Annotated in this window: 20 protein-coding genes and 1 pseudogene; 9 read left to right on the top strand and 12 right to left on the bottom strand. The window is 60.9% G+C overall.

What is annotated here, in order from left to right:
* The first annotated feature begins 13 nt into the window (after positions 1-13).
* The 6 genes from potF to rlmC all read left to right on the top strand — a co-directional run bounded on the left by potF (position 14) and on the right by rlmC (position 6043).
* Positions 14-1123 (top strand): spermidine/putrescine ABC transporter substrate-binding protein PotF, encoded by a 1110-nt coding sequence (gene potF, locus ACSBQV_RS06980; protein ID WP_099783618.1) that lies wholly within the window; start codon positions 14-16, stop codon positions 1121-1123.
* Between the two features lie 120 nt (positions 1124-1243).
* A complete protein-coding gene (gene potG / locus ACSBQV_RS06975) occupies positions 1244-2377 on the top strand; it encodes a putrescine ABC transporter ATP-binding subunit PotG (RefSeq protein ID WP_004938650.1) in 1134 nt (377 codons plus the stop codon).
* A 24-nt stretch (positions 2378-2401) separates the two neighbouring features.
* The gene (potH, locus tag ACSBQV_RS06970) at positions 2402-3364 is read left to right on the top strand and encodes a putrescine ABC transporter permease PotH (protein ID WP_042784087.1); all 963 of its coding nucleotides are present in this window, start codon (positions 2402-2404) and stop codon (positions 3362-3364) included.
* Positions 3361-4206 carry a putrescine ABC transporter permease PotI gene (gene potI / locus ACSBQV_RS06965; RefSeq protein ID WP_042784088.1) on the top strand — a complete coding sequence of 282 codons (846 nt, stop codon included), beginning with the start codon at positions 3361-3363 and terminating at the stop codon, positions 4204-4206. Before potH ends, potI begins: the two co-directional genes overlap by 4 nt.
* Positions 4207-4367: 161 nt before the next feature.
* Entirely contained in the window at positions 4368-4847 is a 480-nt protein-coding gene (locus ACSBQV_RS06960) for a YbjO family protein (RefSeq protein ID WP_047024958.1), read from the top strand.
* Between the two features lie 68 nt (positions 4848-4915).
* Positions 4916-6043 carry a 23S rRNA (uracil(747)-C(5))-methyltransferase RlmC gene (rlmC, locus tag ACSBQV_RS06955; RefSeq protein WP_099783620.1) on the top strand — a complete coding sequence of 376 codons (1128 nt, stop codon included), beginning with the start codon at positions 4916-4918 and terminating at the stop codon, positions 6041-6043.
* Here the strand turns inward: rlmC and ACSBQV_RS06950 are convergent.
* The 8 genes and pseudogenes from ACSBQV_RS06950 to ACSBQV_RS06915 all read right to left on the bottom strand — a co-directional run bounded on the left by ACSBQV_RS06950 (position 6040) and on the right by ACSBQV_RS06915 (position 11295).
* Positions 6040-6325, bottom strand: a pseudogene (locus ACSBQV_RS06950) (type II toxin-antitoxin system RelE family toxin). The gene rlmC and the pseudogene ACSBQV_RS06950 sit on opposite strands and share 4 nt — an antisense overlap.
* The gene (locus ACSBQV_RS06945; RefSeq protein WP_016928356.1) at positions 6315-6566 is read right to left on the bottom strand and encodes a type II toxin-antitoxin system Phd/YefM family antitoxin; all 252 of its coding nucleotides are present in this window, start codon (positions 6564-6566) and stop codon (positions 6315-6317) included. Before ACSBQV_RS06945 ends, ACSBQV_RS06950 begins: the two are co-directional and overlap by 11 nt.
* A 101-nt stretch (positions 6567-6667) precedes the next feature.
* Positions 6668-7402 (bottom strand): arginine ABC transporter substrate-binding protein, encoded by a 735-nt coding sequence (artJ, locus tag ACSBQV_RS06940; protein ID WP_015377297.1) that lies wholly within the window; start codon positions 7400-7402, stop codon positions 6668-6670.
* Positions 7403-7601: 199 nt separating this feature from the next.
* Positions 7602-8270, bottom strand: coding sequence for an arginine ABC transporter permease ArtM (gene artM / locus ACSBQV_RS06935; RefSeq protein ID WP_099783622.1), 669 nt, complete (start codon positions 8268-8270; stop codon positions 7602-7604).
* Positions 8270-8986 carry an arginine ABC transporter permease ArtQ gene (artQ, locus tag ACSBQV_RS06930; protein ID WP_025159684.1) on the bottom strand — a complete coding sequence of 239 codons (717 nt, stop codon included), beginning with the start codon at positions 8984-8986 and terminating at the stop codon, positions 8270-8272. The genes artM and artQ overlap by 1 nt, the downstream gene beginning before the upstream one ends.
* A 9-nt stretch (positions 8987-8995) precedes the next feature.
* Complete coding sequence (gene artJ / locus ACSBQV_RS06925; RefSeq protein ID WP_033642533.1) at positions 8996-9727, bottom strand: arginine ABC transporter substrate-binding protein; 732 nt, start codon at positions 9725-9727, stop codon at positions 8996-8998.
* Between the two features lie 32 nt (positions 9728-9759).
* Positions 9760-10488, bottom strand: a complete 729-nt coding sequence (gene artP, locus ACSBQV_RS06920; protein ID WP_089192582.1) for an arginine ABC transporter ATP-binding protein ArtP — start codon at positions 10486-10488, stop codon at positions 9760-9762.
* A gap of 264 nt (positions 10489-10752) precedes the next feature.
* Positions 10753-11295: a lipoprotein gene (locus tag ACSBQV_RS06915; protein WP_099783624.1), complete on the bottom strand. Its 543-nt coding sequence runs from the start codon at positions 11293-11295 to the stop codon at positions 10753-10755.
* A 159-nt stretch (positions 11296-11454) separates the two neighbouring features.
* On the opposite strand from ACSBQV_RS06915, the gene ACSBQV_RS06910 reads away from it, so the two are divergent.
* Positions 11455-11778, top strand: coding sequence for a heavy metal-binding domain-containing protein (locus ACSBQV_RS06910; protein ID WP_004928400.1), 324 nt, complete (start codon positions 11455-11457; stop codon positions 11776-11778).
* 53 nt (positions 11779-11831) lie between these two features.
* On the opposite strand, the gene ACSBQV_RS06905 is transcribed toward ACSBQV_RS06910, so the two are convergent.
* Positions 11832-13397, bottom strand: a complete 1566-nt coding sequence (locus ACSBQV_RS06905) for a DUF3300 domain-containing protein (RefSeq protein ID WP_099783626.1) — start codon at positions 13395-13397, stop codon at positions 11832-11834.
* Positions 13398-13584: 187 nt separating this feature from the next.
* Between ACSBQV_RS06905 and ACSBQV_RS06900 the strand changes: the two genes are divergently transcribed.
* Positions 13585-14421: an N-acetylmuramoyl-L-alanine amidase gene (locus tag ACSBQV_RS06900; RefSeq protein WP_047024954.1), complete on the top strand. Its 837-nt coding sequence runs from the start codon at positions 13585-13587 to the stop codon at positions 14419-14421.
* On the opposite strand, the gene ACSBQV_RS06895 is transcribed toward ACSBQV_RS06900, so the two are convergent.
* Both ACSBQV_RS06895 and ACSBQV_RS06890 read right to left on the bottom strand, forming a co-directional pair.
* Positions 14422-15432: an NAD-dependent epimerase/dehydratase family protein gene (locus tag ACSBQV_RS06895; protein ID WP_099783628.1), complete on the bottom strand. Its 1011-nt coding sequence runs from the start codon at positions 15430-15432 to the stop codon at positions 14422-14424. It abuts the gene before it with no gap.
* Between the two features lie 158 nt (positions 15433-15590).
* Positions 15591-17030: a DUF2867 domain-containing protein gene (locus ACSBQV_RS06890; protein WP_099783630.1), complete on the bottom strand. Its 1440-nt coding sequence runs from the start codon at positions 17028-17030 to the stop codon at positions 15591-15593.
* Positions 17031-17180: 150 nt separating this feature from the next.
* Here ACSBQV_RS06890 and ACSBQV_RS06885 point away from each other — a divergent pair, with 150 nt between their 5' ends.
* The gene (locus ACSBQV_RS06885; RefSeq protein WP_099783632.1) at positions 17181-17528 is read left to right on the top strand and encodes a DUF1294 domain-containing protein; all 348 of its coding nucleotides are present in this window, start codon (positions 17181-17183) and stop codon (positions 17526-17528) included.
* Between the two features lie 29 nt (positions 17529-17557).
* Here ACSBQV_RS06885 and ltaE read toward each other — a convergent pair whose 3' ends face one another.
* Complete coding sequence (gene ltaE, locus ACSBQV_RS06880) at positions 17558-18574, bottom strand: low-specificity L-threonine aldolase (protein ID WP_099783634.1); 1017 nt, start codon at positions 18572-18574, stop codon at positions 17558-17560.
* Positions 18575-18580 lie beyond the last annotated feature (6 nt).

The raw sequence follows: 18580 nt of genomic DNA, 5'->3' as shown, positions 1-18580 counted from the left end.
GAGGAAGTTACGGATGGTCACCCAACGTAAAAAGTGGTTATCGGGTGTGGTTGCCGGTCTGTTGATGGTCGCGTCCGTCACGGCGTCAGCCGAAGAGAAAACGCTGCACGTGTATAACTGGTCCGACTATATCGCGCCGGATACCCTGGCCAAATTCCAGAAAGAAACCGGTATCAAAGTGGTGTACGACGTCTTTGACTCCAACGAAGTGTTGGAAGGCAAACTGATGGCGGGCAGCACCGGTTACGATTTGGTGGTCCCTTCATCCAACTTCCTCGAGCGTCAGTCGCAGGCCGGCATTTTCGAGCCGCTCGACAAGAGCAAGATCCCCAACTACAAAAATCTCGATCCCGAGATGCTGAAGCTGGTGGCGCATAACGACAAAGACAACAAATACGGCATCCCTTACATGATGGTGACCACCGGCATCGGCTATAACGTCGACAAGGTGAAGACGGCGTTGGGCAAAGACGCGCCGGTCAACAGCTGGGATCTGATCTTCAAGCCGGAAAACCTGGAGAAGCTCAAGAACTGCGGCGTCTCCTTCCTCGATGCGCCGAGCGAGGTCTACGCCACCGTGCTGCATTATCTGGGCAAAGATCCCAACAGCACCAACGCGGCGGACTACACCGGCGCGGCCAACGATCTGCTGCTGAAGCTGCGACCGAACATCCGCTATTTCCACTCTTCTCAGTACATCAACGATCTGGCGAACGGTGACATCTGCGTGGCGATCGGTTGGTCCGGCGACGTGATGCAGGCGGCCAACCGCGCCAAAGAGGCGAAGAACGGCGTGAATGTGGCCTATGCGATCCCGAAAGAGGGGGCGCTGACCTACTTTGACATGTTCGCCATGCCGGCGGACGCCAAAAGCAAGGACGCCGCCTACCAGTTCCTGAACTTCCTGCTGAAGCCGGACGTGATGGCGGACATCAGTAACCACATTTACTACGCCAATGCGGTGAAAGACTCCACGCCGCTGGTGAACGCCGAAGTGCGCGATAACCCGAACGTCTATCCGCCGGCCGATTTGCGCGCCAAGCTGTTCACGCTCAACGTGCAGTCGCCGAAGCTGGACCGTGTCATTACCCGCGCATGGACTAAAGTTAAAAGCGGGAAGTGATGATGGGGGAGCCCCCCATCGTCGGTAAACCGGCAGGCGGGTGTTCCCCGCCTGCATTGCCGTTTTGGGCCACGGCGCTCGCCGTGGTTTTGTGCCGCTTTACGCCGGAGAGCACCCCGATTGAACGACGCTATTCCTCGTCCTCAAGCCAAGTCGCAGAAGGTTTTCACCCCTCTGCTGGAAATCCGTAACCTCACCAAAACCTTCGACGGGCAGAATGCGGTCGAAGACGTCAGCCTCACCATCTATAAGGGTGAGATCTTTGCGCTGCTTGGCCCGTCCGGCTGCGGCAAGTCCACCTTGCTGCGCATGCTGGCCGGTTTTGAACAGCCGACGGAAGGGCAGATCGTGCTCGACGGGCAGGATATGTCGCATGTGCCGCCGTACCAGCGGCCGATCAACATGATGTTTCAGTCGTACGCGCTGTTCCCGCACATGACCGTGGAGCAGAACATCGCGTTTGGCCTTAAGCAGGACAAAATGCCGCGGGCGGAGATCGCCGAAAGGGTGGCGGAAATGCTGGCGCTGGTGCACATGCAGGAGTACGCCAAGCGCAAACCGCACCAGCTTTCCGGTGGCCAACGGCAGCGGGTGGCGCTGGCGCGCAGCCTGGCCAAGCGGCCGAAGCTGCTGCTGCTGGATGAGCCCATGGGCGCGCTGGACAAGAAGTTGCGCGACCGCATGCAGCTGGAAGTGACCGACATTCTCGAGCGCGTCGGCGTGACCTGCGTGATGGTGACGCACGATCAGGAAGAAGCGATGACCATGGCGGGGCGCATCGCCATCATGAACCGCGGCAAGTTCGTGCAGATCGGCGAGCCGGAAGAGATCTACGAGCATCCGAACAGCCGCTTCAGCGCCGAATTTATCGGTTCGGTCAACGTCTTCGACTGCGTGCTGCAAGAGCGTCACGACGATGCGCTGATCCTGCAAAGCCCGGGGCTGCGCCATGCGATCAAAGTGGATCCGGACGCCTCGGTGGTGGACGGCGTGCCGATCCAGGTTGCGCTGCGGCCGGAAAAGATCCTGCTGTGCGAACAAGTGCCGGAAGACGGCTGCAACTTCGCGGTGGGGGAAGTGGCGCACATTTCCTATCTGGGCGATCTGTCCATCTACCACGTGAAGCTGCACAGCGGGCAGATCATCAGCGCCCAGCTGCAAAACGGCCATCGTTTCCGCAAGGGGATGCCCACCTGGGGCGATGAAGTGCGTCTATGTTGGGAAACCGACAGCTGCGTCGTGTTGACGGTGTAGTGGAGCCGGTGAGGAGTAACCCGTATGACCCTGCTTTCTGAACGCGCGCCGGAACCGCCGGCCAAAGCGCCCGGCGCCCTCAGGGCGCTGTTCCATCGCCTGCTGATGGCCCATGGCCGCAAGCTGGTGATCGCGCTGCCGTATTTATGGCTGACGCTGCTGTTTATGCTGCCTTTCCTGATCGTGTTCAAGATCAGCCTGGCGGAGTTGGCGATGGCGGTGCCGCCCTACACCGAGCTGATGAGCTGGGTGGACGGCAAACTGAACATCGCGCTCAACTTCGCCAACTACCTGCAGCTCACCGACGATCCGCTGTATATCGACGCCTATCTGCAGTCGCTGCGCGTGGCGGCGGTTTCGACGTTGTGTTGCCTGATCATCGGCTATCCGCTGGCCTGGGCGGTGGCCCACAGCAAGGCGTCGACTCGCAACATCCTGCTGTTGCTGGTGATCCTGCCTTCCTGGACCTCGTTCCTGATCCGCGTCTATGCCTGGATGGGCATTCTGAAAAACAACGGCACGCTGAACAACTTTCTGATGTGGTTAGGGGTGATCGACCAGCCGCTGGTGATCCTGCACACCAACCTGGCGGTGTATATCGGCATCGTCTATTCCTACCTGCCGTTTATGGTGTTGCCGATCTACACGGCGCTGATCCGGCTGGATTACTCGCTGGTGGAGGCGTCGCTGGATCTGGGCGCCCGGCCGCTGAAAACCTTTTTCAGCGTGATCGTGCCGCTGACGCGCGGCGGCATCATCGCCGGCTCGATGCTGGTGTTCATTCCGGCGGTGGGGGAGTTCGTGATCCCGGAGCTGCTCGGCGGGCCGGACAGCATCATGATCGGCCGCGTGCTGTGGCAGGAGTTCTTCAATAACCGCGACTGGCCGGTGGCCTCGGCGGTCGCCACCATCATGCTGCTGTTGCTGATCGTGCCAATATTGTGGTTCCACAAGCACCAGAACAAGGAAATGGGAGGCCAGGCATGAACAACTTGCCGGTAGTGCGTTCACCGTGGCGCATCGCCATCCTGACTGTCGGCTTTACCTTCCTGTATGCGCCGATGCTGATGCTGGTGATTTACTCCTTCAACAGCTCCAAGCTGGTGACGGTGTGGGCCGGTTGGTCCACGCGCTGGTATAGCGAACTGTTCCACGATTCGGCGATGATTAGCGCGGTGGGGCTCAGCCTGACCATCGCCGCCGCCGCCGCCACTGCCGCGGTGGTGCTGGGCGCCATCGCCGCGGTGGTGATGGTGCGTTTCGGCCGTTTTCGCGGCTCGACCGGCTTCGCGTTTATGCTGACCGCGCCGCTGGTGATGCCGGACGTGATCACCGGCCTGTCGTTGCTGCTGCTGTTCGTGGCGATGGGGCACGCCTTCGGTTGGCCGTCGGAACGCGGCATGTTCACCATTTGGCTGGCGCATGTCACCTTCTGTACCGCTTATGTGGCGGTGGTGATCAGTTCGCGCTTGCGCGAGGTGGATCGCTCAATTGAAGAGGCGGCGATGGACCTGGGGGCGCCGCCGCTGAAGGTGTTTTTCGTCATCACCTTGCCGATGATTGCGCCGGCGCTGATCTCCGGCTGGATGCTGGCGTTTACCCTGTCGCTGGACGATCTGGTGATCGCCAGTTTCGTCTCCGGCCCAGGCGCCACCACGTTGCCGATGCTGGTGTTCTCCAGCGTGCGCATGGGGGTGAATCCGGAAATTAACGCGCTGGCCAGCCTGATCCTGCTGGTGGTGGGCATTCTCGGCCTGATCGCCTGGTGGTTTATGGCGCGCTCGGAAAAACAACGATCGCGTGAATTGCAGCGGGCGGCCCGTAGCTGAATCGTAACAAACCTGCTATTTTTGCAATCAATAAGTATTGCAACTAACTACCTGACTTTACATGCGCCATTTGAATGGCTCCAATGAATTTCACACTGCCGCCAACAACGCGGCAATGTGAAAGGCGTAGGGGCAGTGGCGCGTCGTAGCGGAACACGGATATGTCAGACATGCTGAAAAGCGGGCAGGGAATAAGATCGACTTCGGATGCGCCGGTGCCGGTGATGGTGGCGGGCACCGCCATGGTGGCGATCAAGTGTATCAGCGTGGTGCTGCTGCTGGGCGAGCTGGGCGTCGACGGTGCGAAGGAGTTTGTCAGCACCAGCGCGCAGGCGTGGGATTCCACCTTTATCTTTCTGGCCGGGCTGATGCTGCTGTGCCTGCAAATCAGCTGCGGTTTTGCGGTGATGCGCGGCCGCAACTGGGGGCGCTGGGGCTACGTGGCCTGTCAGTGCATCGTGGTGCTTTACCTGCTGCTGGCCACCATCGGCAGCGTCTTCCCCGAGGTGTTCACCGTGGAAGGGGAAACCAGCGGCCAAATCCTGCACGTTCTGATCCTGCAAAAGATCCCCGACGCGGTGATCCTGGCGCTGCTGTTCGTCCCCACCGCCAGCCGCCGCTTCTTCACCGCGCGCAAGTGAGATTTTAGGCGCGTGGAGTGGTAAACTCTGCGCCCTTAATTCGTCATCCTGAACTTCACGGTATCTTCATGCATTGCGCTTTGTATACGGCGGGCACCTGCCGCTCCTGTCAGTGGCTGGAAAAGCCCTATCCGCAGCAGCTGGCCGACAAACAGCATCACCTGCAATCGCTGCTGGCCGGGCGCGATGTCGCGCAGTGGCTGCAGCCGGTGGCGGGGGAGCTGAGCGCATTTCGCAATAAAGCCAAGATGGTGGTCAGCGGCAGCGTGGAGCGCCCGCTGCTCGGCATGCTGCACCGCGACGGCACGCCGGTCGATCTGAGCGACTGCCCGCTGTATCCCGCCGGCTTTGCGCCGATGTTTGCGGTGCTGAAAAGCTTCATCGCCCGCGCCGGCCTGACGCCGTATAACGTGGCGCGCAAACGCGGCGAGCTGAAATACCTGCTGCTGACCCAAAGCACGCTCGACGGCGGCGTGATGCTGCGCTTCGTGCTGCGATCGGAAACCAAGCTGGCGCAGCTGCGCGCCGCGCTGCCGTGGCTGCAGCAGCAGCTGCCGCAGCTCAAGGTGATCTCCGCCAATATTCAGCCGGTGCATATGGCGATCATGGAAGGGGAGCGCGAGATCGCGCTGACCGATCAGCAGGCGCTGGAGGAACAGTTCAATCAGGTGCCGCTGTTCATCCGCCCGCAAAGCTTCTTCCAAACCAACCCGCAGGTGGCCGCCGATCTGTATGCCACCGCCCGCGACTGGGTGCGCGCGCTGGGTATCGACAGCATGTGGGATCTGTTTTGCGGCGTCGGCGGTTTCGGTCTGCACTGCGCGCAGCCGCAAACTCGCCTGACCGGCATCGAAATCAGCGCGGAAGCGATCGCCTGCGCGCGCCAGTCGGCGCAGCGATTGGGGTTGCTGCAGGTCGATTTTCAGGCGCTCGATTCCACCCGCTTCGCCACCGCCGAAGGGCAGGTGCCGCAGCTGGTGTTGGTCAACCCGCCGCGCCGCGGCATCGGCCTGGCGCTGTGCGATTATTTGAGCCGGATGGCGCCGGATTACATTCTGTATTCCAGCTGCAACGCCGAGAGCATGGCGAAAGATATCGAGATGTTGCCGGGATACCGCATCGAACGGGTGCAGCTGTTCGACATGTTCCCGCATACCGCGCACTACGAAGTGTTGACGCTGTTGGTGCGGCGTTAAAGGCGCTTTTTGGCAGCGGTGTAAGCCGCTGAACGTTCGCGTTTGCCCACAGACAGGACCAGAACCACGATCTCCGTTTCCATGACGCGATATACCAAACGAAAGCCTGAGGCTCTGAGTTTGATTTTGTAGCAATCGGGCAAACCGGCGAGTTTGTTGGCGGGGACGTGGGGATTAACCAGCACCGATGCCAGCTTTTTTTTTGAACTGTTCCCGGATCACCGGGGACAGTTTTTTAAATTCCTTCAGCGCGTGTTCTTCGAATTCAAGCTTATAAGTCATCCAAATTGACCTTAATGCGTTTGCCGTTCATCCGTGAACGAACGATTTCAGCGAGTTCGAGATCTTCCAGGTACTCCGCGATCGCCTCCCAGGTTTCCGGAGAGACGTAATATCCCGAAATCTTACCGTTGGTCAGGACGGCGACCGGTTGCCCTTGTGCCTCTTTAAGGGCGGCGTTGGGCGATTTTTTAAAATCGCTGATGCTGACTGCGGAGTCGGCGAGAATGGGTTGAACCGTCATGATGTTATCCTTGATGCTAAATTCAGTATCAAATTTAGCACTAACCGGATGCGGTAGCAATCCGATGGAGCCGCCGAAGGAGGGCGACTCCACATGCGGACTTACTGCGGGAACCACTTGTCGTTGATGGCCTTGTAGGTGCCGTCGGCCTTGATGGCGTCCAGCGCGGCGTTCAGCTTGGCCAGCAGCGCCTGATTGTCTGGGCGCACCGCGATGCCGAGGCCGGTGCCGAAGTATTGCGCATCGGTGATATGTTCGCCGACCGGCGCCAGCTGCGGGTTGGTTTTGAGCCACTCGTTCACTACGGCGGTATCGCCGAAGACGCCGTCGATACGGCCGTTTTTCAGCTCCAGAATAGCGTTCTGGTAGCTGTCGTAAGAGACGGTGTTAATCTCCGGGTGCTTGTCCTGCATATATTTCTGGTGGGTGGTGCCGTTTTCCATGCCGAGCTTTTTGCCTTTCAGATCAGCCAGCGAGCTGAACTTGCCTTTTTGCGCGATCACAATCGCCGAGTTGGCATAGTAAGGTTGGGTGAAGGCGACCTGTTTGCTGCGCTCCGGCGTGATGTCCATACCGGAAATCACCGCATCGTATTTTTTGAATTTCAGCGCGGCGATCAGGCTGTCGAACGCCTGGTTGGTGAAAGTGCACTGCGCCTGCATCTGTTTGCACAACGCGTTGGCCAAGTCGATATCGAAGCCGACGATCTGGTTGTTGGCGTCCAGCGATTCGAACGGCGGATAGGTGGCGGAGGCGGCGAAGCGGATAGTCTCGGCCGCGGTGGCGTTAAAGGTCATTCCGGCCAACATCGTCGCGGCAAGCAGCAGTTTTTTCATGCGTAGAGCTCCTGTCTGGATCCTGAAAGTGATTATTTCGCTATCGTTTGTTTTTACTGGTAATCGCCAGAGGTTTTTGCGAGGACACCTGCTGATAACCCTGCCATTGAGTGAATTAAAATGCAATATAAATGATTAAATATTGCAATGGGGGTAAAAAAAGCCCCGCGCAATGGCGGGGCTGGAAAGGGGGATGGCTTCAGTTGCGGCGCTCAAACGCCAACGCGCGGCGCTCCACCAGCCGCATCAGCAGCGTCAGCAGGCCGTTGACGCACAGATACACCAGACCTGCGGCGCCGAACACCATCACGTCGTAGGTACGGCCGTACATCAGCTGGCTATAGCCCATCACTTCCATCAGCGTGATGGTGTAGGCCAGCGACGTGCTTTTGAACACCAGCACCACTTCGTTGGAGTAAGACGACAGCGCGCGCTTGAAGGCGAACGGCAGCAGAATGCGCAGCGTCTGCCGGCGCGACATGCCCAGCGCTTCGCACGACTGCCATTGTCCGGCGGGGATGGCGCGCACCGCGCCGTAGAACAGTTGCGTGGTATAGGCCGCGCTATTCAGCGCCAGCGCAATCATCGCGCACAGCCAGGGCTGCGACAGCAGGTTCCACAGCCACGGGTAGTCGCGGATCGCCGGAAACTGACCGGGGCCGTAGTAGATCAGGAAGATCTGCACCAGCAGCGGCGTGCCGGTGAACAGCGTCACGTAGATCTTGACCAGCGGCGTCAGGATCGGCGTTTTCAGCGTCAGGATCACCGTCAGCAGCAGCGACAGCAGCAGCGCGACCAGCAACGCGGCGACGGTTAGCGTCAGGCTGGTATGCAGCCCTTTGAGGATTTCCGGTAAATATTCAATCATCAGACCGGCCCCCGTTCAAACCGCGTGGCGCGCAGCTCAATGCGCTTGATGACGTATTGGCTGAACAGCGTCACCAGCAGATAGATGGCCGCCGCGATCACGTACCAGGTAAAGGGTTCCTGGGTGCGGGTGGCGATGCTTTTGGTTTGCAACATCAGATCGTTCACGCTGATCAGCGACACCAGCGCGGTGTCTTTCAGCAGCACCAGCCACTGATTGCCGAGGCCGGGCAGGGCATGGCGCCACATCTGCGGCATGATCAGGCGAAAGAAGATCGCCGCTTTGCCGAGACCCAGCGCCTGGCCGGATTCCCACTGCCCCTGCGGCACCGCTTTGAGCGCGCCGCGCAGCGTCTGCGAGGCGTAGGCGGAATAGAGCAAGGCCAGGGCGATCACCCCGCACAGGAACGGGCTGACTTCGAAATTGTCGATCGCCAGCTGAATCGGCAACTGAAACAGACCGAGGTTAAGGGTAAAGCCGTCGGAGAGCATCAGCAGCAGCTGCGACGAGCCGAAATAGATAAACAGCACCACCAGGATTTCCGGCAGGCCGCGCAGCACGGTCACCCAGGCGGTGCCGAGCCAGCTGACGGCTTTCCAGCGGGACGATTCCCATACGGCGAACAGCATCGCCAGAATCAGCCCGAGGATCAGGGCGCAAACGGCAAGGCCGACGGTCATGCCGGCGGCGCTTGCTAAAGGTTGTAATTCATTCATCGGGGCGTATTACTGCTGGAACCATTTTTTGTAGATGGTTTCATAGGTCCCATCCTGCTTGATCTTGTCCAGGGCGGCGTTGAACTTGCCCTGCAGATCGGTATTTTTCTGGCGTACCGCGATGCCGAGGCCGGTGCCGAAGTAGTCTTTATCCGTTACTTTGGCGCCTACTGTCGCCAGCGCGTCATTCTGCTTCAGCCACTCGTTGACCACCGCGGTATCGCCGAACACCGCATCAACGCGGCCGTTCTTCAGATCCAAAATGGCGTTTTGGTAGCTGTCGTAAGGCACGGTGGTGATTTCCGGGTGCTTGTCGGTCAGGTATTTTTGGTGAGTGGTGCCGTTTTGCACGCCGACTTTCTTGCCTTTCAACGCCGCCACGTCGGCGATTTTGCCTTTCTGCGCGATGAACAGCGCCGAGTTATCGTAGTACGGCTTGGTGAACAACACCTGCTTTTCACGCTCCGGCGTAATGTCCATACCGGCCATGACCGCATCGAAACGCTTGAACTTCAGGCTTGGGATCAGGCTGTCGAACGCCTGATTGGTGAAGGTGCACTCGGCCTGCATCTCTTTGCACAGCGCGTTGGCCAGATCGACATCAAAACCCTGAATTTTGTTGCCGGCGTCAATAAATTCAAATGGAGGATAGGAGGCTTCGGTAGCGAAACGGATGGTTTCGGCTGCGGAGGCGGAAACGCTGATGCCGGCCAGAACGGCGGCGATTATTAGTTTTTTCATCGCAAACTCCCCAAATTACAGCAAGTTAATTGTTAGTGTGATAAGTAGTTGGCAAACTCGGTGGTCCGCGGCTGCGTGAAGTGGCTGCTGTCGCCTTGCTCCACCACATGGCCGTTTTCCATGTACACCACGCGGCTGGCGGTCTTGCGCGCCACTTCCACTTCGTGGGTGACGATCACCTGAGTGATGCCGGTGCCGGCCAGTTCGCGAATGATGCTGACGATCTGGGCGGTGATTTCCGGATCCAGCGCTGCGGTCGGTTCATCGAACAGCAGCACCTGCGGCTCCATCATCAGGGCGCGAGCGATCGCTACGCGCTGCTGCTGGCCGCCGGAAAGGTGCAGCGGAAAGCGATCGGCGAAGTCGGTCAGGCGCAGACGCTTGAGCAGCTTGTCGGCGCGCTCCATCGCCTGAGCCTTGGTCAGACCCAGCACGCGGCAAGGCGCTTCGATCAGGTTCTGGACCACGGTGAGGTGAGGCCACAGGTTGTATTGCTGGAAGACCATGCCGACATTTTGCCGCAGTTCGCGAATGGCTTTTTCGCCCGGCGCCTGCTTGAAATCGAATTGGTTGCCGGCGATCTTTAGCTGACCCGAACGCGGCATTTCCAGCAGGTTAAGCACCCGCAGCAATGAACTTTTCCCGGCGCCGCTTGGGCCAAGCAGCACCAGGGTTTCCCCGGCTGGACATTCCAGCGTGATGTCAAACAGCGCCTGGTGAGCGCCGTAATAGCAATTGATACCGTTAAGTTGAATACTCATGCGCCAGAATTGAATAGACATTGATGCCGCAAATGTTAACTTCCACAGAATACTTATGCAATCTTTGTGCGTTAAAATTTATGAGTGTGCGGCGGGACAGTAAAAGATTAGCACAAGATACCGCGACTCAGGCCGAGGGAGGGGATTTGTGGCGCAGGCTGTGAGATCGGTAGCGAAATTTTTTCTATCGGACGAAATCTGAGCGGCGCAAGGGGCGACGGGAACGACCGACGCGGCGGGCCCGCGTCGGCCGGGGAGTGCGGGTTATCGGTTTTCCAGCACCTGACGCACGCTGCCGTTGGTGGCGTGCGCTGGAACATTCAGGTAGCGAATATCATCAACCACCCAGCAGGTGCCTTCGCGCACCATCAGCACTTCGTCTTGCCAGTTCACGGTGCTGTTGGCGTCTTTCTGGTAGCTCAAGTCAACGCGCAGCGGGATGTTCTTCGCGTCGGTGTTGGGAATGGTCGAGGCGCTGGCGACGGACGCGCTGCTTGGCCCTTGCGCGTTGCCGGAGAACAGATCGCCGGTTATCTGATGCTTGCCCGGATTTTGAGCGGTGCTGACCAGATCCTGATACAGCACTTTGCTCAGATAAGGCTGCAGCTGCGCCAGGCGGTTGCTGTCCGGCAGGCTGGAACCTTGCTGGATGCGCAGGTCATAGAACTTTTGCGCGACCGTATCCGGGCCGCCTTCCACACAGCTGCCGCTGCGGGTGCCGATTTCCTTGTATGCCGGTTCCACCGTGGTACAGGCACTCAGCAACAGCGCTAAGGGTAAAACAGCCGCAATCGTTTTTGTTTTCATCTTATTACCTTATGTGAAAGTCTCTACCATGAAGACCGATAGCTTACAGTATAAATGCGTTTTTTGGCCTTGCATTCGTACTGCGTGCCATTGATTAAGCGAACATAATGACAATCTTCTGGTCATAGATACGTTGAATTAATCAAACAAGGAGTTCTGATGCAGCTTTCAACTACCCCGACCCTGGAAGGGTTTACCATCACCGAATACTGCGGCGTCGTCACCGGCGAAGCGATCCTCGGCGCCAACATTTTTCGTGATTTCTTCGCCGGCGTGCGCGATATCGTCGGCGGCCGCTCGGGCGCTTATGAGAAAGAGCTGCGCAAGGCGCGCCTCATCGCATTCGAAGAGCTGGAAGACCAGGCGAAAGAGCTGGGCGCCAACGCGGTGGTCGGCATTGATATCGATTATGAAACCGTTGGCAAAGACGGCAGCATGCTGATGGTGACCGTCAGCGGCACCGCGGTGAAAGTGAGCCGCTAACGCCATGCTTTCTTTTCGCCCCGGCCATTCCGCCGGGGCGACATCCTCTTGATTTATCCCACCTTGTGCTGCTCGACGATTGGGCGGTGTTCCTGCGGCTTCGTGGGCACCGGCTCCTGGCGATGCGGCATCGGCTGAACGGACGTCTGATGGCGCTGCGGCGCCGGGGCCGCATGCGGCATGATGCGCTGTTGCGGCGCCGGCATCGGGCTTATCGCCGCCGGATGCTGCGGCGCTGCCGGTTCGCGGAGCACCGGCTGAGCGACGTGCGGGGCCTGCAGAACCTGCGGGCGCGCGACGGCTGGATGCACCGGCGCAGCGGCCGGCATCGGATGCGTCTGTAGCGGCGCTGAATGTACGGCTGTCGGCTGCTGCGGGTGAGGTGCCGTCGGAACGGCATGCGTGAACGTCGGCGTGCTCATCGGCTGCTGTGCATGAGGCGCGATGACCGGCTGTCGCACGTGCGGGACGGCCGCTACCGGCTGGTGTATGGCTACCGGCTGCTGTACGTGAGGCGCCACCGGCTGGGTATGCGCAAAGTTCGGCAGCGTCATCGGCGCATGGGCCGCAGGCGCGACGTGCGGCTGTTGCGGCGCGCCGATGGGCGTCGGTTGAGTGACGCGGGGCGCCGGCGCGGCGGCGGTATTGTAGTTGTTCACCGTGCTGGTGCTGCTGCGATTCACAGTGTTCACGTTGTTATATTGGTTGATGTTGGTGACGCGATTCACCACGGTGGTGGAGTGTGAGACATAGGGCGCATTGCGGTAGACCACCGGCTGGCGGCGATCGTCCCAGCGCATATCCCAGCTGTGCCAGCCGCTGTCGTGCTGGTTAAGCAAGGTAGCCACCGCGATGCCGACGCCGAAGCTGATCACGCCGGCCGCCAGCATGTCGCCGCCGCTGTAGCCCGAGGGCTGATACTGATAGCTCGGATAGGCCGGGACCGGCGTGCCGTAGGCTTGCCAGGGATCGTAATGCGGGACGTAAACCGTATCCGGCTGGCTGGGTTCGATAACGATGGTCTCGCCCGGCGCCGCCACCACGCGCTGGCGATAGGGCTGCTGTTCGACATAACGCGTCGTCGGCGCCACGACGATGCGCTGCTGCGGGGTGTTTTTCAGCGTGCCTTGGTTGGCCGCCCGTTGACGCATCACCTGAATGGCGTTCATCACGTCGGTGGGATCGTTCAGGTAGGCACTGCCCAGGGCGGTGGTCCAGGGGATGTTTTTCGCCATTTGATCGAGCACGTCGGGGAATTGCACCAGGCCGCGCACGCTGGGATCCCAGGGCTGAGCGTCGGCCGCTGAGCTGAGCGCCGCCGGTTGCAATCCGCGGTTTTGCGCCAGCCAGGCATCCGCGGCGCTGATTTGGTCAGGATAGCCCGCGCCGGCCAACACCTGCGCCAGCAGCTTGTCGGGGAACAGCGCCACCGGGCTGACCAACTGGTACAGTTGATCGGCGCTCAGCGGCGTATAGGCCGGCGCGCTGGCACTCGCGACGGGCGCGGCCGAGGGCGGGGCGCTCCCGCCCATCGCATCGGCGACTTTTTGCCGATCGCAGCCGCTGAGCGGCAGCATGGCGGCACAGAGCAACCAGGACAGATAGCGTGGCGTGAACATGTTCGACTCCGCTCTTTCAGCGCAGATGATACTTTGAGACTATCATGGGCGGGAAAGGCCGCCAGCCGGGAGCAACACTCGCTTGCACATCGGCGCTATCTGTCATTATTTCTCGATGAGCGTGATGATTGGATACAGATCAATCGCGTCGCGTTACATCTTTCACGGACGTCAATCAGGAGGATAAGTGAAAATTTGGCCAGGGATCATCGCCGCCGCGCTGTTGGCGGGATGCCAAAATCCGCAGCAGGACACGCTCGTTGATCGTGGCGCTTACCAGCTCGAAACCTTGCATCAGGCGCAGGGTGCCGATCAGCGCATTCGGTTTCTGGTGATGCACTATACGGCGGAAGACTTTCATTCATCACTGAAAACGCTGACCGATGAACACGTCAGCGCACACTACCTGTTGCCGGCGCACCCGCAGCGCGAACACGGCAAACCGACGGTGTACCGGTTGGTGCCGGAGGCGATGCGCGCCTGGCATGCCGGCGCCAGCGGCTGGCGCGGGCGCAGCAATCTCAACGACACCTCGATCGGCATTGAAATCGTCAACAAGGGTTTCACCCGCAGCATGCTGTTCACCCGCTGGCAGCCCTACACGGCGGAACAGATCGCCGTGTTGATTCCGCTGAGCCGCGACATTATCCAACGCTATGGCATTCAGCCGCAGGACGTGGTGGGGCACAGCGACATCGCGCCGCAGCGCAAACAGGATCCCGGCCCGCTGTTCCCCTGGCGGCAACTGGCGCAGGCCGGCATCGGCGCATGGCCGGACGAGGCAGACGTGCAGCGGCTGCTGGCGGGGCGAGACAGACAGGCGCCGGTGCCGCTGGCACCGCTGCTCGAAAAGCTGGCGCGTTACGGCTACGCGATCGACCCGTCGTGGGATGCGCGGCAGCAGCGCAATGTGCTGGCGGCGTTTCAGATGCATTTCCGGCCCGACGATGTTCGCGGCGAGCCGGATGCAGAGAGTGAGGCGATTATCGATGCGCTGCTGTTGAAGTACGGCGCGTGGCGTTGATTACAGGCCGTGCAGTTTGCCGTGATCTTTCAGCCAGCGGGCGGTGCGCGCGATGCCTTCTTCCAGCGAGACGATCGGCTGATAGCCCAGCTCTTGCTGCGCGCGGGTGGTATCGAGCGTGAGATCGAAGTTGAGTTTGGCGACGCCGTAATGGGTCAGCACCGGCTCCTTTTCGCTTTTGCTGCCCAGGCGCTCCATGCCGCGCGCTATCATGTCGAGCATCGGATAGGGGACGGAGCGGATGCGGCACTTCATGCCCAAATCGTCGATCAGCTGCTGCACCACGGTGCGAAGCGGGCGCGGCTGCTGGTTGGTGATGTTGTAGGCGCGGCCGGACGGCGTGTCTTCTTTTAGCGTCGCCAGCCACATGGCGTGCACCGCATTCTCCAGATAGGTCATGTCCACCATCGCCGCGCCGCCGCGCGGCAGCAGCAGGTTGCCGTAGCGTTTGATCATCTGCAGCAACCGCGGCAGCATCACCTTGTCGTGCGGCCCGAACAGGCCCTGCGGGCGCAAAATGGTGAAATGGGTCTGCGGATTGGACAGCGCCAATTGCTGGATCACCTGCTCGCCGGCGGCCTTGCTGCGCGCGAACTCGTTGGCGTAACGCTGCGGGCGAAAGTCTTCGGTTACGTTGCGGTGATGGTGGTAGTCGAAATAGATCGCCGGGGAAGAGATGTGAATGAACTGCGCCACGCCATAGGCCGCCGCCCATTCGCCGAGGCGGCGGGTGGCGCGGACGTTGGCCAGTTCGAAGGCTTCTTCGGTGCCCCAGGGCGAGGTAAAGCTGGAGCAGTGCCACAGCACATCGACGTCCGCCAGCATCGCTTTGGCCTGCGAAGAGATCAGGTTGGTGAGATCGGCATGAATGAACTCCGCGCCCATTTTTTCCAGCAGGCCGCCCATCGCCTGATTACGACCGGTGGCGCGCACTTTGATGCCCTGGCGGCGCAGATATTCAACGGCGTTACGGCCTAACCCACTGGTTGCACCGGTGACCAATACCTTCATAACGGACTCTATTCTCACCCAAAATCGGAATACCGGCGGGCGCTTGCGGCGCTCCCAGCAAATAAGATGCCATTCTTCCGTGATTTCGTGCGCTATGCAATCGGAAAGCCCCGAAGCACAGCGGCAAACTGTGCGGTTGATCGACAAATGAACGGCATTCAGCGCTGTTGGCGGTCCAGGTTCTCGGCCAGCGTCGCGATGCGCTTCGCCATGCCGCGAAAAATGAACAGATGCGCGGGCATCATGGCGAACCAATACAGCAGCCCGCTGAAGCCGGCCGGATGCCACCAGGCGCGCACGTCCAGCGTGCGGCGATCGCCGCGATCGGTAATGGTGAAGCTCAGCCGCCCGAGCCCCGGCGCCTTCATGCCGAACAGCAGCGCCAGCTGCCGCAGCGGCTTCAGCGTGATGACTTTCCAGCCGTCGATCTCGTCGCCCAGCGCCAGGGACGCGCGCGCAGGGCGGCCATAGACCACGCCGTTGCCGATCATGTCGTCCATGCGGGCGCGGATCCGCCACAGGATATTGGCGTAGAAATAGCCTTCCTCGCCCCCCAACTGCTGCACCGTTTGCCACAGCGCCTGGCTGGAGGCGGCGGTGTCGAGCGAACACCCCGCCTGTTTCGGGTAATAGCCGTAGCCGGGGCGCCAGCGGGCCCGCGCCGCCGGATCGTAGCCCCAGTCGGCGGAATCGACCACCTCCAGCTCGCGCTGCAGCGTGGCGGTGACCGCCTGATCGAAGGTGTGCAGACGTTGCGGGATCAGGGCCTGCAACGGTTTGCCGTCGGCGGGCAGATCGTGCTTCAGGCCCTGAATCAGCGCGCGCGCGATCGGCGTCGGCACCGAGGTGATCAGGCTGATGAACCACACTGAAATCAGCCGCGTCGGCAAGGGGATCGGGATCAGCCAGCGCCGTTTGCCGCTGATGGCGATAAAGCGTTGGAACATGTCCTGATAGCTGAGGTATTCCGGCCCGGCGACGTCAAAGATGCGGTGTTCCTCCGCCGGGTGCGCCAGCAGATCGGCCAGATAAACCAGCAGGTTTTCCAGCGCCACCGGCGAGGACTTCGAGCGCACCCAGCGCGGCGGCGTCAGCACCGGCAGGTTATAGACCATGTCGCGCATCACTTCGAACGCCGCCGAGCCGGGGCCGACGATGATGCCGGCGCGCAGCTCGGTCACCGGCACGCCGCTCTGGCGCAGGATCTCGCCGGTCAGGCGGCGCGCCGCCAGGTGCGGCGAACTGTCGTCGTTCGGCTGCAGCGCGCCGAGAAAGATCACCTGCTTGACGCCGGTATTGCGCAGCGCGTCGCGCAGGTTTTCCGCCGCCTGGCGTTCCTTCTCGATAAAGTCGTCGCCGTCGCCCATCGCGTGCACCAGATAGTAAAGCGTATCTATCTCCCACAGCGCCGCGCTCAGGGTTTCCGGGCGGTACAGATCGACATACAGGCAGTTGACCTGCGGCCAGTTCTGCTCCTGCAGCCACTCGATGCGCCGCGCGGCGGCGGTAATCTGGTGCCCCTGTTCGATCAGGTGCGGGATCAGGTTCTGGCCTATATAGCCGCTGGCTCCAAGAACCAGTACGCGTTGGGGTGTCATCGGGCCGCCTTGTGCGGTAGAGGATTGGCAGAACGACAGGATGCCAAATTCAGGGTTTAAATGCACTTTTTGTATGGGTATAAGCCGGTTGCATCCGCCGCGGCGCGAGTTCACACTACGCGCCCCTTATCGCACGAAAAACCGAATGCCATGAAACTCAATGTGATTTGTTACGCCCTGCTGGGCCTGGCGCTGATCGCCAGCCTGTTCTCGCCGCATCCGGTGTGGATGTGGCTGCTGTCGGCCAACCTGCTGACGTTTCTGATCTACGGCGGCGATAAGCTGGCGGCGCACAAGGGATGGCGACGGGTGCCGGAGACGACGCTGTTGCTGTTCGGCGCGCTGGGCGGCTGGTTGGGCGCGCTGCTGGCGCAGCAGCTGTTTCGCCACAAGACCCAGAAGCAGCCGTTTAAAACCTGGTTCATCCTCAGCGTGGCGCTCAATCTGGCGGCGGTGCTGGGGCTGTGGTACTGGGTTTACGGCCGCTGGATCTTCTGAGTGCGGGGCGCGGTCTGCGCCCCGAGCGATCAGGCGTGCTGCAGAAGAAACTCCCGCCACAGTTCGACCACCCGCTGCAGATCCTGACGGCTGACGTCGAGGTGGGTCAGAATGCGCGTCAGCGGGCCGCTGCTGATCAGCACGCCGCGTTCGCGCATCCACGGGCCGAGTTTGGCCGCCAGCGCCGGCGTTTGGCGCAGGTACAGCACGTTGGTCTGCGCGCCGGGATCGGCGATCTCTACGCCGATCTGCCGCAGCTGTTGCTCCAGCCAGACCGCGTTGTCATGGTCTTCGCGCAGCCGCGCGACGTTATGCTCCAGCGCGTAGAGGCCGGCCGCCGCCAAAATGCCGGCCTGGCGCAGCCCCCCGCCGGTCATCTTGCGCCAGCGCAGCGCGCGTTGGATGAAAGCCTCGCTGCCGCACAGCAGCGAGCCGACCGGCGCGCCCAACCCTTTCGACAGGCAAATGGTGAAGGTGTCGCAGTATTGCACGATCTCTTTTAGCGGCAGGTTCAGCGCCACGGCGGCGTTGAAGATGCGCGCGCCGTCGATATGCAGCGCCAACTGCCGCTCGCGGGTAAACTGCCACGCCTGCTGCAGGTAGTCCTGCGGCAAGACTCTGCCGCTGATGGTGTTTTCCAGGCTCAACAGTCGGGTGCGGGCGAAGTGGATATCGTCGGGTTTGATGGCGGCGGCGAGCTTGTCCAGCGGCAGCGTGCCGTCGGCGTCGGCCTCGATCGGCTGCGGCTGGATGCTGCCCAGCACCGCTGCGCCGCCGGCTTCGTATTTGTAGTTGTGCGCCTGCTGGCCGACCAGATATTCATCGCCGCGCTGGCAGTGGCTCAGCAGCGCCACCAGGTTGGCCTGGGTGCCGCTGGGCAGAAACAGCGCCGCTTCTTTGCCCGACAGACGCACCGCTTCCGCCTCCAGCGCGTTGACCGTCGGATCATCGCCGTAGACGTCGTCGCCGACTTCTGCCTGAGCCATCGCCTGGCGCATGGCGGCGCTGGGGCGGGTGACGGTGTCGCTGCGTAGATCGATAAGCATAGGGTT

This window comes from Serratia sp. B501 (genome assembly GCF_051172315.1).
Classification (GTDB): domain Bacteria; phylum Pseudomonadota; class Gammaproteobacteria; order Enterobacterales; family Enterobacteriaceae; genus Serratia; species Serratia ureilytica.
The sequence above is the reverse complement of the archived record's forward strand: the minus strand, read 5'-3'. Positions and strand labels throughout refer to the sequence as shown.

Coding starts and splice junctions, on each gene's coding strand:
- ACSBQV_RS06960 (WP_047024958.1), top strand. CDS start 4,368: ATGTCAGACATGCTGAAAAGCGGGCAGGGAATAAGATCGACTTCGGAT.
- ACSBQV_RS06885 (WP_099783632.1), top strand. CDS start 17,181: ATGAAACTCAATGTGATTTGTTACGCCCTGCTGGGCCTGGCGCTGATC.
- ACSBQV_RS06895 (WP_099783628.1), bottom strand. CDS start 15,432: ATGAAGGTATTGGTCACCGGTGCAACCAGTGGGTTAGGCCGTAACGCC.
- artJ (WP_015377297.1), bottom strand. CDS start 7,402: ATGAAAAAACTGCTGCTTGCCGCGACGATGTTGGCCGGAATGACCTTT.
- artQ (WP_025159684.1), bottom strand. CDS start 8,986: ATGAATGAATTACAACCTTTAGCAAGCGCCGCCGGCATGACCGTCGGC.
- artM (WP_099783622.1), bottom strand. CDS start 8,270: ATGATTGAATATTTACCGGAAATCCTCAAAGGGCTGCATACCAGCCTG.
- ACSBQV_RS06915 (WP_099783624.1), bottom strand. CDS start 11,295: ATGAAAACAAAAACGATTGCGGCTGTTTTACCCTTAGCGCTGTTGCTG.
- ACSBQV_RS06905 (WP_099783626.1), bottom strand. CDS start 13,397: ATGTTCACGCCACGCTATCTGTCCTGGTTGCTCTGTGCCGCCATGCTG.
- potF (WP_099783618.1), top strand. CDS start 14: ATGGTCACCCAACGTAAAAAGTGGTTATCGGGTGTGGTTGCCGGTCTG.
- ACSBQV_RS06890 (WP_099783630.1), bottom strand. CDS start 17,030: ATGACACCCCAACGCGTACTGGTTCTTGGAGCCAGCGGCTATATAGGC.
- ltaE (WP_099783634.1), bottom strand. CDS start 18,574: ATGCTTATCGATCTACGCAGCGACACCGTCACCCGCCCCAGCGCCGCC.
- potI (WP_042784088.1), top strand. CDS start 3,361: ATGAACAACTTGCCGGTAGTGCGTTCACCGTGGCGCATCGCCATCCTG.
- artP (WP_089192582.1), bottom strand. CDS start 10,488: ATGAGTATTCAACTTAACGGTATCAATTGCTATTACGGCGCTCACCAG.
- rlmC (WP_099783620.1), top strand. CDS start 4,916: ATGCATTGCGCTTTGTATACGGCGGGCACCTGCCGCTCCTGTCAGTGG.
- artJ (WP_033642533.1), bottom strand. CDS start 9,727: ATGAAAAAACTAATAATCGCCGCCGTTCTGGCCGGCATCAGCGTTTCC.
- ACSBQV_RS06945 (WP_016928356.1), bottom strand. CDS start 6,566: ATGACGGTTCAACCCATTCTCGCCGACTCCGCAGTCAGCATCAGCGAT.
- potH (WP_042784087.1), top strand. CDS start 2,402: ATGACCCTGCTTTCTGAACGCGCGCCGGAACCGCCGGCCAAAGCGCCC.
- ACSBQV_RS06910 (WP_004928400.1), top strand. CDS start 11,455: ATGCAGCTTTCAACTACCCCGACCCTGGAAGGGTTTACCATCACCGAA.